This is a genomic window from Fodinibius sediminis (assembly GCF_900182555.1).
GTDB lineage: Bacteria > Bacteroidota > Rhodothermia > Balneolales > Balneolaceae > Fodinibius > Fodinibius sediminis.
The window spans coordinates 61,605-76,875 of the sequence record NZ_FXTH01000006.1 but is presented as its reverse complement, the minus strand read 5'-3'; the positions used below and the strand labels follow the sequence as shown (position 1 = coordinate 76,875).

Below are 15,271 nucleotides of genomic sequence, written 5' to 3'. Positions count from 1 at the left end.
GTTCGCTGATCGTTTTGAATTGAACTGGAATGCTGGATAACAGACCTCATTTGTAGACACGGTATCCATTTGCCGTCCTGGAGTAGCGCAGCCCTTTTACCCGGCAGATATCCTTCAGCACCGTTTCCACATGCTTGGGACGGGCATAGAAAGCAGACAGCGTTTCGCCGGCCATATGGGGGGCGGTCAGCTCAATATCAACATCGAACCGGCGTTCCAGCTCCTGGAAAATAACCACCAGGGGTTGTTCATTAAACATCAATTTCTGCTTGCGCCACCCCAGCCGGTTATCAACGGAAACGCTCCGGGGTGCCAGAGGTTGCTTCATATTTTCCGACCAGCTGCTGAATTCTCCTTCCCGGAGCATCACCGAATGTTCGGGCAGATCTTCCGGATAAAACCGGACCCGGCCTTCCGTTACCGTCACTTCCGTTGTCCGGGACGGCTCCAGGCTCCAGGAACGTATATTGAATTGCGTGCCCGTCACCCGGACCACCGACTGCTGGGTACTGACAATGAAAGGGGAGCCCCCCTCCTTCACCTCGAAAAATGCTTCCCCGTCCAGGTGAACCGTTCGATTCGTGTATCCGAACAATCGGCTATACCACAGTTGACTTCCGCTGTTCAGCTCCACCGTAGACCCATCGGGCAAGGTCACCGTCGCCAGCTCGCCCCGCGGTACGGATATCGTTTGGGACTTCAACAGGAGCCCGGCTCCAAACACAAGCAGAACGACGGCCGCCGCCAGCCACCAGCGCACTTTTGTCCATCCATTTTTTTTGCCCTGTCCCGCTCTCTTCAATGGGCGCCCCCCCGTACGAATGCGTCCGTGTACTTCCAGGAGCGCCGACTCCACTTCCTGTTCCGAACTGTGCGGGGCCGGCGGACCGGCATCGGCCGACAGCTCCCATATTTCTTTCATACGATTCCGGTCGTCCGGCGGAAACTGTGCAAAAAAATCTCCGCGGCTGGAAGCATCCTCATTTTTTTCTCGCGGTACTTTATTCATAACGTGGGTCCTCCATCTGCTTCATCTTATAGGTATCGCATTGATCACGCAAGGTTTTCAGGGCCGCCACAATATGGTTGTTCACTGTATTCGGTGAGACCTCCATTACTTCGGCAATTTCATCATGTTCCAGTCCTTCAAACCGGCTGAGTTCAAAAGCCTCGCGCTGGCGATCCGGCAGCTGACTGATCCAGCCTTTCAACAAGGCCACCAGCCGCTCCTTTTCATGCCGTCCCTCGCTCTCCTCCGCCGCTTTCAGCGGACGATCCTCCAGCAGGCCCACCGCCTCCCTGGAATGATCCCGGATATAATTCAGTGATTTGTTTCGCACGATACTGTAAAGATAGCCCGTGATGGAGCGATCGGGTTCGAGCTGATCGCGTTTTTCCCACAGTGCTACAAAAGCATCCTGCACGATATCGCGGGCTACCGCCCTGTTTCGATTATAACTGCCTGCATAACGGATAAGACGGGGGTATAAGGACCTGAATAGGCTGTTAAAAGCCTTCCGGTCCGACGCCAGAATTCTCTCACCCCAAATACGTATTTGCTTTTTCGACGGCTTATCCATGGTTTGCAGTATAGCTACACATCAGTGAAACAGTATAACTATTGTGAGCTACTAATTTATGCAAAGAATTCAGAAGCCCGTCATCGTTCTCATGCGAACGGGGCAATGAATAGCCGAGGACAACAAGCCGTACTTTTAAGCAGCATAAACCCATAAAAAAAGCCCGGGAGCTACCCGGGCTGTGAGGCTACGCATTGGTGGTTATGTTACAGAAGGAACAGCATTAATCTTCTTCCTCTTCCTCCTCATCTTCATCTTCTTCATCCCCGTCTTCATCTTCGTAGAAATCATCATCTTCGACCTTGACGTCTTCAACACCATCCTTGAATTTGACGCTGAACTCAAGCAGCTCCTGGTGCTCTTCCCAGTCGTATACCGAGAGGTCGACCACATTTCCGCCTTCCTCCTCAAGCCAGCGAACGGGGTTTAGCTCAACAGAAACAACGCGTTCGATATTATCCTCCGTTATTTCCAGCGGGGGATCAAACTCCATCTCAATTTCTATCTCAGCCTTGGCGAAGACCTTAAACGGCTCAGGCGTCCCCCCATCAGGCGTATAACTACCCATGACAACCATGCTTGCCTCTTTTGGCCATTCGGGATAGTCCAGGCGTATGGTTTCCTCCAGCGACTGGTATTCCTCAACATCACTTTCCTCGTCTTCCTCTGCCTCTTCTTCCCTTTCATCCTCCAGGTCGAGGTCATTGACTTCAAACTCCAGCTCTTCATAAAAACCGGCCGGAATTTCATCTGCAGCAAGGCTCAGGATGTCTTCATTGAGGGGAAGGTCAACAAAAAAGGGTCCCGCTTCCAGCTCTTCTTCGCCCGATTCCACGGAGTCGTTCTCCATCTCTTCCATCTCAAGCTTGAATTTTTCAACGATAAAACGGATATCGTCGATCTGCAGCGTTCCATTGGCTCCCTCAATAACGAGAGAGTCATGTTCAGCATCGGCCGTGGCGCCTGAGGACGCCTTTTCAGCTGACGAAGAAGAGGGAACGGACTTGAACTGAATCTGTACTTTTCCCTCGCCTCCTTTGGTATCGGGACTGATATTCGTGGTATCGCAGCCGGTGAGCAACGCTCCTGTAAAAGCCACCAGCAGAAATAGTGTCAGTATTTTTGAAAATCTCATAGTCGTATATTTTATGATTATGGTATAATATCCCGCATCTTTTTCTTGTAGTGTAAAACAGGCGGTAATGTTCCAGTGCCTGCACGTGCCTGCTTCCGGCCCGCCCTTTAAAACCTGCGGCTATAGATGCCGCTCATCAGCGCGTCAATAATTTTGGCTATCTCATCCGGATCCATTTTTTTCACCAGATGGGAATGATGGGATTTTTGGCCGGCCAGCCACCTGTTGCTGCCGTCGTCGTTCACCTGCACCCGGCCTTCGGCATTCACCTTCCAGTACTCCTTTCTAAACGGAGAAACCGCGTACAATACCGCTGCCTGGTCCCAACTTTGTCTTCCCTCGAAATTATTAAAGAGCTGATACGCCCTCCATACCGGATTTTCTTCAGAAAGAGTTTTTTTCAAATACTGGCCACCCGTCATAATCTCATTTCCGATCTCCCAGCCTGCAAATACAACGTCCACAGGCCATTGTTCAACGGCTATGCCGGTTGAGGCCGGATCCGGACGATAAAAATTAGCCTCCCTGCCTTCGGGAAACCGCCCGCCCATGGCAGACCAGAACGTTACTTTCTTCTTGATTAACGCCTTGCCTGTCAGATCGCTGTATTCATCCGGACCGGATTCGATAAGATTCCTGATATTCGAGAGATGACCGATCGTGATAATAACGACGCTGGAATCCGGCTGTGAAGCAAGGAGCCTGCGGTACAGCCCGGTTGCAGCCTCTGCCTTATCATAGGAGGACAGGCTGTGGTCATATTCCTCACTTATCTTCCTGGTATATTTTGAAAACGATTTGAGCTTTATGCCCCTTTGTACCCCGATCGGAATATCGGGACGCCCGAAGTGCTGATTGATGGCATCTGCACACAACGGCGCATGCCTGTCGTCACTGGTAACAATGACGCCCAGAATATCCACAGCACCATGATCGGCAAAGGTATGCAGCATTGCCAGGGCCCCCACATCATCTACGTCGGAATCTATATCGGTATCCAGGATTACTTTCACAGGCTGTGCATAAGCTGATGCCGCCAACAGGCTTGTGAGCAGGGCCAGCAGTATTTTCTTCATATTTTTCATTGCTTCCGGGTTATTATCGGGTATCAAGTGGTTACATCCATGCTGTGGATACCCCCGTCAAGTTATCAAAACTTCAGTGACTTTTCCCGCCGGCTGTCTGAGCTGCTCACTGAGCACTGGCGCATGTCGATATCCACCAAACATCGCTATTGCCCGATCCCGTCCTGTCCTGGTGTTTACAGGCAAGAGATGCTTCATCGCCTGTCGCACATCACGGCTCTTATTTATGAACGGTCAGATTATTCAACCTGCAGCTCCCGGGATAACAGCATTACCGGTTCGGCGGCCTGCAGCCCCAGCCCGAATGGTTTTTACGGTCGGATTGCCGTCCAAAGGCCGGTGGTTTGAACCACACCCTGACCCCTTCAGATCGTACCGCCTCCCCGGGCAGCAGCCGGGCGCAATCTATGTTATCCACCCCCTGCGTCTTTGGTCCGCCTTGCCGGAAGGGGTGCTCCACCCGCCGGGCAAGATCTCCCACATAGCCTCCCACCTCCTGCATGTCATAGCGTGCAATGGTAACAGCCGTCTGCATCCAAGGTTCCATTCGCTCGAATGTGTGATCCGCCATGCGATCGGCCAGTTCCGCAGGGGGTAGGGCAGGATTATCCTCCAGGGCCGTGAGGGGGTCGGTATCGATGTGGGACAAATGTAGATTCTGGGGCGAGGCCAGCACATGGTGCGCCCGGCCCTCAAGATTGCTAATCATCCCCGGGGTGCCATTGTTACAGGTTGAGAGCACCACCAAGTCGAAAAGATCCGTGCCCGGTCCCTGAAAGCGGGCAATACCCTCGCTGAAGCTATCGCTGCCAAAAAGGACCGACGGTCGCGACTGATAATAGCCCCGGCGGGGACGGGCGGGGATTTCATGACCATAATATAACAGGATTCGTTTAGAACGTTCTCCGGAATCCCCCTCCCGGCGATGGCTCCGATACAGCGCTGCTTCGGCCCTGAAGGGAGTTTCCCCGCGGGGCGAATAGGACTTTCGGGCCACCAGAGTACCTCCGCGGTAGTGATACATCCGGCGATCTTTTTTAGGGAAAAGGCCCAGTATGTTCTTTTCCGGGCGCTGGTGAAAGATAAAAACTTCGCCCCGGCTGGCCTTGCGGGCAACCGCCCGGGCCTCCTTCAGCATTTTTTCATCTGCCTGAAGCGGGCTCCCCTCCCTGTCATGATACAGGTAATCGGCGTCGGCATGAAGCAGGTACACCAGCGTATAATCCATATCTTCTGCAGGGGCCGTAGTCCCGCCGCCGGCCATCTCCTGCGGCCCCGTACATCCGCCGGCCGCAAGCAGCAGCATTATCAACAGGCCCCATCGGCCACGCAGACGCGAGCACCATGCCGCCATGCTGCCATACGCTGCCGTGTGCCGGTCCATTTTCACCACAAAAAGAGTCGTTCTAAATGATCGTGCTATATCAGGAGAAGGATGATGATGATAAGCAGGAGCGTCGTGACCCCGATGGTGATGCTGTCGGCCTGCTCTATATCCTGCTGAACATACTGTGCAAAATTATTAAGCTGCCGATCGGGCACTTTTTCGTAACCGTCCGCGCCGTTCAGCTCGCTGCGCTTCTCCTCGATATCTTCTCTGAGCACGGCAATGCCTTCCTTGTCGGTCTCCGAGATGCCCGGCATGGAGCTCACGCGATCAAATGCCTTAATCATCTTGTCGAAAGAGGTATTGAGGATGGCCCTTTTCTCATCGGACGTCTCCGCCTCCTCGACTTTCTGAACCACGTCGTTGACATATGTCTTTAGTTGCTGGCTGCCCCTGCCGCTCTGGGCATAGCTAAACGCAGAAGTTGCCAGTACAAGAACAACAGAAAAAACAATCGTACGATATATTTTCATAACTATCCCTTTAGTTAGCATTTTATTCATTTTTATATAACAAAAATAACCTGTCAATTAAAAATATTTTGACCGGGCCCTTGTTCCGCAGCGGGCGTACCGGAGTGGAAATCCCGGCAGCCTGTTAAGCCGCTGTTATCCTTTCTGCAATCATTTGTAGTTTTACGATGCAATAGGTATATAATCTATTTGAGTTTCCCATATACAGGAACCCGCCCCGGTCGGGCGGAATCACTTTTCCCGTAATTCTACAGACTTTAATCCAGGCTGACTTATTATGTTTCAAAAAATTTCTACTCTCGTTTTCATCGGATTATTTTCCATAGCTGCGGCGGTACAGGCCCAGCACGAGCATCCCCACGATCACCAGCATCCCATCCGGGAGGTTACCTTCCCGGATATCCCCGGCTACCAAACCCTCTCCACCGATCTGCATATCCATACCGTCTTTTCCGATGGAAGCGTCTGGCCCGACATCCGCGTGCAGGAAGCCATGAAAGACAACCTGGATGCCATCGCCATGACCGACCACCTGGAGTACCAGCCGCATTCCGACGACATCCCCCATCCCGACCGCAATCGTTCCTATGAGATCGCCTCCGAACAGGCCGATGAGGATGAATTGATTGTCATCAACGGATCCGAAATCACCCGGTCCATGCCGCCCGGGCACTCCAACGCCGTCTTCGTGGAAGACGCCAACAAGCTCCTGGTCGACGATGCCAAAGCGGCTTTTCGGGAAGCCAAAAAGCAGGGGGCCTTCACTTTCTGGAACCACCCCTACTGGCTGCGACAGGCCAGCGACGGCATGCCCCCGCTCTCTGAGCTGCACAAAACATTGATTGAAGGTGATATGCTCCACGGCATCGAGGTGGTTAACATGGACCGCTACTCCCGCGAAGCCCTGCAGATCGCACTGGACTACGACCTGACCATCATGGGGACCTCGGATGTTCACGGGCTCATCGACTGGGATTACCAGACCCAGCACGACGACCACCGCCCGGTAACCCTGGTCTTTGCCAAAGAACGTACCAAAGAGGGGCTCAGGGAGGCCCTTTTCGCCGGACGCACGGTCGTATGGAAAGACGACCTGCTGATCGGCAGAGAAGAGTACCTGGTCCCCCTTGTCGAGTCCTCCCTGACGGTCGAGAACAGTTCCTATATTGATGAGACCTCGGTACTGCAGCTCACCATCCGCAACAGCACCGGCCAGAAATATCAGCTGGAGAATCTGAGCGACTATTCCTTTCACCGCAATGCCGGGCATGTTACCGTGGAACCCTTCGATTCTCTCAGCCTGCAAATCAGGACCGGCAAGCGCCTGGACCAGATCCAGCTGCCGTTCAAAGTGTATAATGCCGTCACCGCCCCCGAGACCAACCCGGAAATTATGCTGGAGGCCTCCATTGATGAATAAAAGCCGTACCGCATCCTCCCAGGGAGCGGCTGCCGCCCCGGTCATGCGCCCGACTGCCTGTGCTGTATCGCGTACAGCATCAGCATATCATAGACGGCATGGGCGCTCATGGCAGCCAGCAGTCCTGCCTGTTCAAAAAGATAACCCAGCCCCACGCTCAGGCCAAACATCACCGCGCCAAAAAGTAAGTGTGCCGGCGAGCTGAATTTGAAATAGCCGTGGAGTCCCACGAAGATGACCGACGTCGCGGCAATACCCAGCAGTGGCTGAAGGGCACCCCGAAAGAGCAGCTCCTCGCCCGCCCCCGCAAAGAGAGAGAGCTGGATACGGTCAAAAGGGGTAAAGGAAGCCCGGGAAATCGCCTGGATGAGGTGAAAATCATCCAGCACCTTTCGCACCGGGGAACGGATGACCACCAGCCAGATGACCAGCGAAGCAACACCTCCGGTGAACCCTCCGATGGCAAGCTGCACCAAGGGCGGGCAGCCATGCTCGAAGGCAGACAGCAGACCGGTATCCCGGAAGAAATAGAACACGAGAAAAGCCAGCAGCCCGTAAACCGCCGCCGAGAGCAGGGAGAGCATAAGCCATTGCCTGCTGCCGGCTGCAGCCAACGATTCCTGTTTCTCCTTTCTGCTCAACTGTTCCTCCATAGATGCCCGGTTTTAGTAATGGCTGATGATTGCTAATCCTTCCACAGCACGGTCCTGTTACAGTTCTGTCTCTTTAGCCCTGACCAGTGCATATTTGGCTGTCAGCGGACCGATGAGTTCATTTATGATAGCGGCACCCATGACCACCGCCAGCAGAAGCTCAAAAAAACCGTCAAACTGCGGATAGCGGTTGAGCAGCAGAACCAGCCCGATGACCACACCCCCCTGCGGGATGAGGCCCCCTCCTACGTTCTTCCTTACCGGGGCCGAGGCACCAGCCAGGCTTGCTCCCAGGTAACTGCCCCCATACTTTCCCATCATACGCAGTATCACAAACAGCATGATGGGCACCACGGCTGGGGGCATCTGCTGAATATTCAGATGAAGTCCGCTCAGCACAAAAAAGAACAGAAAAATCAGCTCTTCGGTATACCGTTCCAGTATCCTGAAGACCACCTGCGCATTTCTGCTTGTATTAACAACGACCACCCCCATCACCATACAGGCCAGCAGGGCATCCAAATCGAGCGCCGAAGCCGTACCATAACATAGGGAGATCAGCGAAAATATGATAATAATCCAGTGTCCCTCACTTTCCACCTTCAGGTACCTTAAAAACAAATTTATCACCAGCGCGGCCAGTACGCCGACTGCAATCCCTCCGCCCACGTGGACTCCCGCCACGAGGAGTGCACCCTGCATATCGCCCGACACTCCGAGTAAAAAAGAAGAAAGGCCGATGGAAATACTAAACAGGATGATGCCCATGCTGTCGTCCAGGGCGGCCACTCCCAGGATGGTGTCCTTGAGTGTACCCCTGGCCTTGAACTGGTGGATCACAGCCAGGGTGGCCGTTGGATCTGTCGGGCTGGCCAAAGCAGCCAGAAGTATGACAAACGGCAGCGCTTCCCCGGAAGAAGCAAAAGGCAGCAGGTCCGGAACAAGGAAGATGGTCAGGTACAGCCCGCCTGTAACAAGAAACACCGGGGTGAGGCTTTCGAACAGCGTGATACCGACAATCTGGCGTTCCAGTTTCTTGATTTTTGACCATTTCAGCTCACCCCCGATCTCGAAGGTGATGAAGGCCAGGCTCACCGACAGCAGTGCATCGGTCCCGGTGATAATCTCGGCCGGCATCCAGTCCATGGAATTCGGACTGAACACGATACCCACCAGGATATAGCCAATGATTTTGGGTATGGTCATTTTCTCCAGCAGCCTCCCCGTAAAGTAGCCGGTGATCACAAGCAGTCCGACAATCAGGAGCATATTCATAGTCGATACCAGTTTTATGCCCTCCCCCTCCCATGTTCAGGGACCAGGCTGTTCCCGCTGATGAATGCTAATATATTTTCTTGAATAAAAGGTATGATTATTATGCAACAAGGGAAATAGATGACCGCCAGCAGTGCCATAAAACTTTTTACTGTTTACTCTGTCTCTATTCTGAAGTAACTTATTTGATATATGCCATTGCAATTATACCGGGCCTGCCAGAACCTGCTGCCGGAGACACGGTGCTGCAGCTAAATCATCGCGGCCCCAACGGAAAAAACATGAGTTCACTCGAAGACTACCGGCAAAAACGCGACTTCCGAAAAAGCGGCGAACCCCGGGGAGGAGCAAAAGCTTCGGAGGGCGGCCCCCTCTTTGTTATCCAGAAACACCAAGCCTCCCGCCTGCATTACGATTTTCGCCTCGAAGTCAATGGGGTGTTAAAATCGTGGGCCGTTCCCAAGGGCCCCTCAACCGACACCAGCGAGAAAAGGCTGGCCCTGCCGACCGAAGATCACCCGCTCGATTATGCTGACTTCGAGGGGGTCATACCCGAAGGGCAATATGGAGCCGGCACTGTTATGGTATGGGACCGGGGCACCTATCGGAACCTGCAGGAGGAAAAAGAGGAGCCGGTCTCCATGGCACAGTCTATCCAGGAGGGTCAGGTGGAGGTGTGGCTGGAAGGACAGAAAATCCAGGGCGGCTATGCCCTCATCCGCTTCCGGGATGAGGACGACCCCCAGTGGCTGCTGGTCAAAATGGATGACGCCAAGGCGGATGCACGCAGGAAGCCGGTACATACCGAACCCGACTCCGTACTGAGCGGACGCAGCATGGAGGAGATCGCTGCCCAGGAAGACTCATGATTTGCCCGAGCACCCGCGGCCCGGCTTTTGCAGGTTCAATACCAATAAGAAACCCCAGCGAAGATGTCCCCATCACAAGAAATCCGGATCGGCGACCATACCATCGAGATCGATAACCTTGACAAGGTGTTTTTCCCGGGTAACGAGGTAACCAAAGGCCGGCTGCTTGACTACTACCGGGCAATATCCGATGTCATGCTGCCCCACCTTGAAGACCGCCCCCTTACGCTCCAGCGATTCCCGGACGGCATTGGCGGGGAGGGGTTCTACCAGAAAAAGGTATCCGACCATTTCCCCGGGTGGATAGGGAGAACCAGCGTGATGCTCAAAGGCGAAGACAAGAAGCAGGAACAGCTGTTCTGCAATGACGCGGCCACCCTGGCTTACCTGGTCGGGCAGGGCACCATCGCCTTCCATATCTGGCAGAGTCGGCGGGACAAGCTGCATCATCCCGATCGCCTCGTCTTTGACCTGGATCCGCCGGACGATAACTTTGAACCGGTACGAAAAGCCGCCCGGGAGCTCAAAAGGCTGCTGGAGAGCGTGGAGCTAACTCCCTTTGTCATGACTACGGGCTCGCGCGGCCTACACGTTGTTACGCCGCTGGACCGAAGCCATAATTTCGAGGCAGTCCGTACCTTTGCTAAAGATATTGCCAACCTGCTCACCGGGAAGTATCCCGATCGCTACACCACTGACATTCGAAAAGACAAGCGCGGGGACCGGCTGTTCCTCGACTATCTGCACAATGCCTACGGGCAGAACAGCATTGCGCCCTATTCGGTCCGGCCCCTGAAGAGCGCCCCGGTGGCTACGCCTCTTGACTGGGATGAGCTGAACAACGGGAAACTCCACGCGCAATCCTATACCCTGAAGAACATTCTGCGCCGGATGGGACAAAAAAAGGATCCATGGACCTCATTCAAACGCCATGCCCGTTCCCTTGACACGCCCCGGCGCCTGCTTGAAGACATCTAAAGCCCGGAAAGCGGCCTCCGTCCTCTTGCCGTTCCTACGGCTTGGCCTAACCAGCCTTTTGCTTAAAAAGCATGGGCAATACAAAAATCAGGGAGGGAAGTTGGAAATAGGACCGAACCGAGTCTGGGTAATCTGCCTGCATATGGCCTTTGCCCCGGAGTAGCCCGCATACTTCCACTGAAGACGGGAAAGCACCCGAACTTCGATATTATCGGTCACTCCAACGGAGTTCATGTAGTAGAGAATACGGTTGCCTCCCAGTGAAATCCCCAACAGGTCTTCGATAATCCAGTTGTTTTGGAAATACTCCGGCGTCTCTACAATATAGAATTGCTTGTTATGCTCCACAACCATGGCATAGGTGCCATTTCCCATGCAGCGGGACCGCACTTTATACTCCTGGGCTTGCAAGGCGGCGGGAAAAAATATCAATATGATCAGTGCCCATTTCATAACCCGTTAAGCTTTGGTTCTGGGTTATTTTAAATATAAGGAAATCAGTCATTTATATCATCATTTTTCATACACCAAACCAAATAATTTTTAGATTATTCCAATCCGATCCTTATAATTGTAAGCACATGATGGAGTTACAATAAAAAATATTATCCCCTGTCGCCGGGCCTGTCCCTCTTTGACCAGGCCACACAGCGGCAAAAAAAATACGTTCAGCCTATGATCACTGTTCCCCGTTCCCGCAGGGACGGCCTGCGACGCCACCGGTTTACACAGCCATGTATGCTCCTTCTGCCGGTATTGCTCTTTTCATTCGCCCTGACCAGCTGTCATTCTGATGCGGGAGCGTCCCGGGAAGACAGCCGGGATGTGCAAACCCAACAGACCATGCGTATTCTATTTGATTCCGATACCAACAACGAAATCGACGACCAGCACGCCCTGGCCTACCTGCTGTTTAACAGCGATGTTTTCGATGTGGAGGGCGTCACCGTAAATTCAACCAAGGAACCGGATGTCGAACTGGATTACGCCGAGGCCCAACGAGTCCTCGCACTCTGCCGGGCTTCCAGGAAGATCCCCCTGAAAAAGGGCGCCAACGGCACCTTCAGCGAGATCAGAAAGCAGCTGGACCAGCCCGATTTTGACGGGGCAGAAGCCGTTCAGTTCATCATCGACCGGGCCCTCGCCGAAGAGGAGGAAAAACTGATGCTCCTGGCCGTGGGCAAACTGACCAACATCGCCCTTGCCCTGGAAAAAGAACCGGCCATCGCCGCCCGCACGCGCCTTGTCTGGCTCGGCTCCAACTACCCCCGGCCCGGCGAGCACAATCAGCAGGCCGATACTACGGCGCTGAATTACATCCTGAACTCCGATCTCCCCTTCGAGGTGGTGACCGTTCGCTACGGGCAGCCCTCGGGGACGGATGCCGTCAGGGTGACCAAAGCACAGATTCTTCAGCGGATGCCCGGCATGGGCCCGATCGTCGATCCCCCCGTGGAAGGACGCCACGGCGGCACTTTTACCACTTTCGGCGATTACTCGGTTAACCTGTTTGAACATTATGAGATGGGAGGCACTCCGCCCTCGCGCCCCCTGTTTGACATGGCCGCGGTAGCCATCCTTAAGAACCCGGACTGGGCCCGGACCAAAGAAATACCTGCTCCCATCCTCATAGATAATGAATGGGTGGACCGCCCCGGCAATGAGCGCACCATCACCCTGTGGGAACATTTTCACATCTACGGGATCATGCATGATTTCCTCCAGACAATGGCACATCCCGTACTCCCCGGCGGCTAACCGGACGGGATCAGCGCCTCAGTCCAGCAGCCGGATCCTTATATTACGGAACTCCACCCCCTGTCCCTCGGCCTGCAGCCCGATATACCCTTCCCGCAGAGCCTTGCCATCCACCTTGACCGATGGATCATAGCCGTTGACCACCCCGCCGCCGATCTGGGGCCGGGTGTATTCCAGCACCTTCTCCCCATTCACTTTGTGAACCACCAGGGAATCGCCGTGAACGATGAGTTCCGCCCGAACCCACTCATCCCAGTCATAGGTAGCCGAGGTGGAGCTGATACAGTGCCGCGGGTCCATTGCCCCCTCGTAGAAGACCTCGGTGCCCGGCGAACACATGTTTCCGGTCGGCCGGGGCTCCCGCTCCTCCGCGGCCGCCAGCATCTGATATTCCACAGAAATCGGCCAGTCCTGTTCTTTCAGAATAGTGGCGGGATCCTGGGAATGAAACATGACACCGCTGTTGCGATAGGTGTACTCCGGGGCATCTTTGAGCCACTGGTCGGTGAAACGGTACTCAAACTTGAGGTGAAAGGACGAAAAGGGCTCCTTGTAGAACAGGTGGCCATAGCGCTCGTCAAAAGTGTCATAGTCGTCATAGTTCACCTGTATCACCCCGTCGGCGACCCGGAACGTATTGGCGTAGTTATCGCCCACCTCGTGATGGTGCAGCTTGACGACCCAGCCGTCAAGGTTCCGGCCGTTGAAGAGGGACCGCCAACCCTCCCCGCTGGTTTTTGTCCCCGGCGAGCCGCAGGAAATGACGATTGCCGCAAGAAAAGGGAAGAGTATAAAGAATCTGAGCTTCATGGTCATAAACATTCAATTCGCGGTTAGCAGCAGGTTACAGCCGGCCGCTGGTATATACGCTTTTATTACCACGATTAAAATAGCCCGGCGCCACACTTTTGCTTTGTTCACTGTCAAAAACTTCCTTTATTGCTATTCTGTTTATCGACAACATGGAACTTATGATGATATGATACTTTCCCTGCTATTCTGGACGTTCATCGCCCTCGTCGCCACGGGCATCATATGGAAAGGAAGCGACTGGCTGGAACATGCCAGCGAGGGCCTGTCCATCTATTACGAGCTGCCCGACATCGTGCAGGGTGCCCTGGTGGTAGCCGTCGGCTCCAGCTTCCCGGAACTGGCTACTGTCGTCATCTCCAGCCTGGTCCACGGGGAGTTCGAGCTGGGGGTGGCCGCCATCGTGGGCTCTGCCATCTTCAACATCCTGGTCATCCCCGCGGCGGCCGGCCTGGTCACCAAAAATCCGCTGCAGTCAAACCGCGACCTGGTCTACAAGGAAGCCCAGTTCTATATGATCTCGGTGGCGGTCCTGATCATCACCTTCTCCTTCGCCGCCATTTTCAACCCCGTCTCCGCGGACGAAGGCATCATCCTGGGCGAGATGACCCGCACCCTGGCCCTGCTGCCGCTTCTACTCTACGGCTTCTACATTTTCATCCAGTACCAGGATACCATGGAGTATAAATCCGAGGTGGATGCCAGCCAGGTCAACCCCCTGAAGCAGTGGGGCCTGCTGGCCGCCAGCCTGGTCGTCATCCTCATCGGCGTGGAACTGCTGGTGCAGGCGGCCATTGAATTCGGCGACCTGCTGGGAACTCCCTCCTTTCTGTGGGGTATCTCGGTTGTCGCCGCCGGGACCAGCATCCCCGACGCCTTCGTAAGTATTCGCAAAGCGCAAAAGGGCGATGCCGTCACCTCGCTGGCCAATGTGCTGGGCAGCAATATCTTTGACCTGCTGGTCTGCATCCCTGCGGGCGTACTCATCGCCGGGGCCACCGTCATCAACTTCAGCGTGGCCGCCCCGCTCATGGGGGCCCTCACCCTCGGCACCCTGCTCCTGTTCAGCTTCATGCGCACGAATATGATCCTCGGCCGCAGGGAATCCGTCGCCCTTATCGTAACCTACCTGCTCTTCCTGCTCTGGATGGGCCTTGAAAACTTTGGCATCCTCGACTCCATCCCCTCCCTCCCGGGGTGAGGTCCACGCTATGCTTGGTTTAAATATTAGGAACTGAGAGATATCCTGCACCATGCCTTCCCAGCCTGGGGGTTTCCCCCACATAGATATAATCATTTCCCTTTCATCCATTTACGTGCTCCTTATGTAGCATGTTGTTTGAATTTTAAAAATAGCGGGCATCCAGGATAAACTGACTATTCATCAAGAGAGCACATCCCGGCGAGTCCGCAGCATACGTGAGGTTATAAAACAAGGATGATCTCACGTATACAAAGAGTACAAACTACATGCAGATGGAAGAGTTAGACAGCGTATCGAAAGAGGATCGGGCTGCATTCAGAAGCCACTACCGCTACATTCACCAACGGGTTGAAAAAAACGTCGTGAAGATCAATACCGGGCAAAGACAGGTACTGCCAGCACCTCTGAAGCGGATCGACCGGTAACTTGCCGGCCCATTGATCAGAAGGAGAAGGTACAGGGAGTTTTCGACCTTTGTTACCTGCTATACGCCCATCAGGGTTCCTACTTGACGTATAGCAGAGATGAGCGGATTCCTGCAGCCGACGGTCCCCCCACGGCTGTCAGCGATCGCCCCCTACAAGGATATCCCCACAAGCCTGTTAGTCATTATCGTTCATAACGTATACCCTGTTTGCTATACG

16 protein-coding genes are annotated in these 15,271 nt (G+C 54.2%); 6 read left to right on the top strand and 10 right to left on the bottom strand.

Annotated elements, in window-relative coordinates; genetic code table 11:
• Window positions 1-46 precede the first annotated feature (46 nt).
• The 6 genes from FN808_RS08140 to FN808_RS08115 all read right to left on the bottom strand — a co-directional run bounded on the left by FN808_RS08140 (window position 47) and on the right by FN808_RS08115 (window position 5,660).
• The gene (locus FN808_RS08140; RefSeq protein ID WP_142714073.1) at window positions 47-1,009 is read right to left on the bottom strand and encodes a FecR family protein; all 963 of its coding nucleotides are present in this window, start codon (window positions 1,007-1,009) and stop codon (window positions 47-49) included.
• Window positions 1,002-1,580, bottom strand: a complete 579-nt coding sequence (locus tag FN808_RS08135) for an RNA polymerase sigma-70 factor (RefSeq protein ID WP_142714072.1) — start codon at window positions 1,578-1,580, stop codon at window positions 1,002-1,004. Before FN808_RS08135 ends, FN808_RS08140 begins: the two co-directional genes overlap by 8 nt.
• A gap of 223 nt (window positions 1,581-1,803) precedes the next feature.
• The gene (locus FN808_RS08130; RefSeq protein WP_142714071.1) at window positions 1,804-2,715 is read right to left on the bottom strand and encodes a hypothetical protein; all 912 of its coding nucleotides are present in this window, start codon (window positions 2,713-2,715) and stop codon (window positions 1,804-1,806) included.
• Between the two features lie 107 nt (window positions 2,716-2,822).
• Window positions 2,823-3,800: a nucleoside hydrolase gene (locus tag FN808_RS08125; RefSeq protein WP_221929977.1), complete on the bottom strand. Its 978-nt coding sequence runs from the start codon at window positions 3,798-3,800 to the stop codon at window positions 2,823-2,825.
• Between the two features lie 271 nt (window positions 3,801-4,071).
• Entirely contained in the window at window positions 4,072-5,193 is a 1,122-nt protein-coding gene (locus FN808_RS08120; RefSeq protein WP_142714070.1) for a hypothetical protein, read from the bottom strand.
• Window positions 5,194-5,219: 26 nt separating this feature from the next.
• The gene (locus FN808_RS08115; RefSeq protein WP_142714069.1) at window positions 5,220-5,660 is read right to left on the bottom strand and encodes a hypothetical protein; all 441 of its coding nucleotides are present in this window, start codon (window positions 5,658-5,660) and stop codon (window positions 5,220-5,222) included.
• A 277-nt stretch (window positions 5,661-5,937) separates the two neighbouring features.
• Between FN808_RS08115 and FN808_RS08110 the strand changes: the two genes are divergently transcribed.
• Window positions 5,938-7,080 carry an Sb-PDE family phosphodiesterase gene (locus FN808_RS08110; RefSeq protein ID WP_142714068.1) on the top strand — a complete coding sequence of 381 codons (1,143 nt, stop codon included), beginning with the start codon at window positions 5,938-5,940 and terminating at the stop codon, window positions 7,078-7,080.
• A gap of 41 nt (window positions 7,081-7,121) precedes the next feature.
• Here the strand turns inward: FN808_RS08110 and FN808_RS08105 are convergent, their stop codons facing one another.
• Complete coding sequence (locus tag FN808_RS08105; protein WP_142714067.1) at window positions 7,122-7,733, bottom strand: CPBP family intramembrane glutamic endopeptidase; 612 nt, start codon at window positions 7,731-7,733, stop codon at window positions 7,122-7,124.
• Window positions 7,734-7,790: 57 nt separating this feature from the next.
• Window positions 7,791-9,008: a cation:proton antiporter gene (locus tag FN808_RS08100; protein ID WP_142714066.1), complete on the bottom strand. Its 1,218-nt coding sequence runs from the start codon at window positions 9,006-9,008 to the stop codon at window positions 7,791-7,793.
• A 281-nt stretch (window positions 9,009-9,289) separates the two neighbouring features.
• Here FN808_RS08100 and FN808_RS08095 point away from each other — a divergent pair, with 281 nt between their 5' ends.
• Together FN808_RS08095 and ligD are read left to right on the top strand one after the other, a co-directional pair.
• Window positions 9,290-9,877, top strand: a complete 588-nt coding sequence (locus FN808_RS08095; protein WP_142714065.1) for a DNA polymerase ligase N-terminal domain-containing protein — start codon at window positions 9,290-9,292, stop codon at window positions 9,875-9,877.
• A 63-nt stretch (window positions 9,878-9,940) separates the two neighbouring features.
• Window positions 9,941-10,855 (top strand): non-homologous end-joining DNA ligase, encoded by a 915-nt coding sequence (gene ligD / locus FN808_RS08090; protein ID WP_142714064.1) that lies wholly within the window; start codon window positions 9,941-9,943, stop codon window positions 10,853-10,855.
• Window positions 10,856-10,942: 87 nt separating this feature from the next.
• Here the strand turns inward: ligD and FN808_RS08085 are convergent, their stop codons facing one another.
• The gene (locus FN808_RS08085) at window positions 10,943-11,308 is read right to left on the bottom strand and encodes a hypothetical protein (RefSeq protein ID WP_142714063.1); all 366 of its coding nucleotides are present in this window, start codon (window positions 11,306-11,308) and stop codon (window positions 10,943-10,945) included.
• Window positions 11,309-11,530: 222 nt separating this feature from the next.
• On the opposite strand from FN808_RS08085, the gene FN808_RS08080 reads away from it, so the two are divergent.
• Entirely contained in the window at window positions 11,531-12,613 is a 1,083-nt protein-coding gene (locus FN808_RS08080) for a nucleoside hydrolase (RefSeq protein ID WP_221929976.1), read from the top strand.
• Window positions 12,614-12,631: 18 nt separating this feature from the next.
• Here FN808_RS08080 and FN808_RS08075 read toward each other — a convergent pair whose 3' ends face one another.
• Window positions 12,632-13,423 (bottom strand): 3-keto-disaccharide hydrolase, encoded by a 792-nt coding sequence (locus FN808_RS08075; RefSeq protein WP_142714062.1) that lies wholly within the window; start codon window positions 13,421-13,423, stop codon window positions 12,632-12,634.
• Window positions 13,424-13,592: 169 nt separating this feature from the next.
• Here FN808_RS08075 and FN808_RS08070 point away from each other — a divergent pair, with 169 nt between their 5' ends.
• Window positions 13,593-14,624 carry a sodium:calcium antiporter gene (locus FN808_RS08070; RefSeq protein WP_142714245.1) on the top strand — a complete coding sequence of 344 codons (1,032 nt, stop codon included), beginning with the start codon at window positions 13,593-13,595 and terminating at the stop codon, window positions 14,622-14,624.
• A 275-nt stretch (window positions 14,625-14,899) separates the two neighbouring features.
• Window positions 14,900-15,052 carry a hypothetical protein gene (locus FN808_RS18885; RefSeq protein ID WP_185958308.1) on the top strand — a complete coding sequence of 51 codons (153 nt, stop codon included), beginning with the start codon at window positions 14,900-14,902 and terminating at the stop codon, window positions 15,050-15,052.
• The last annotated feature ends 219 nt before the right edge of the window (window positions 15,053-15,271 follow it).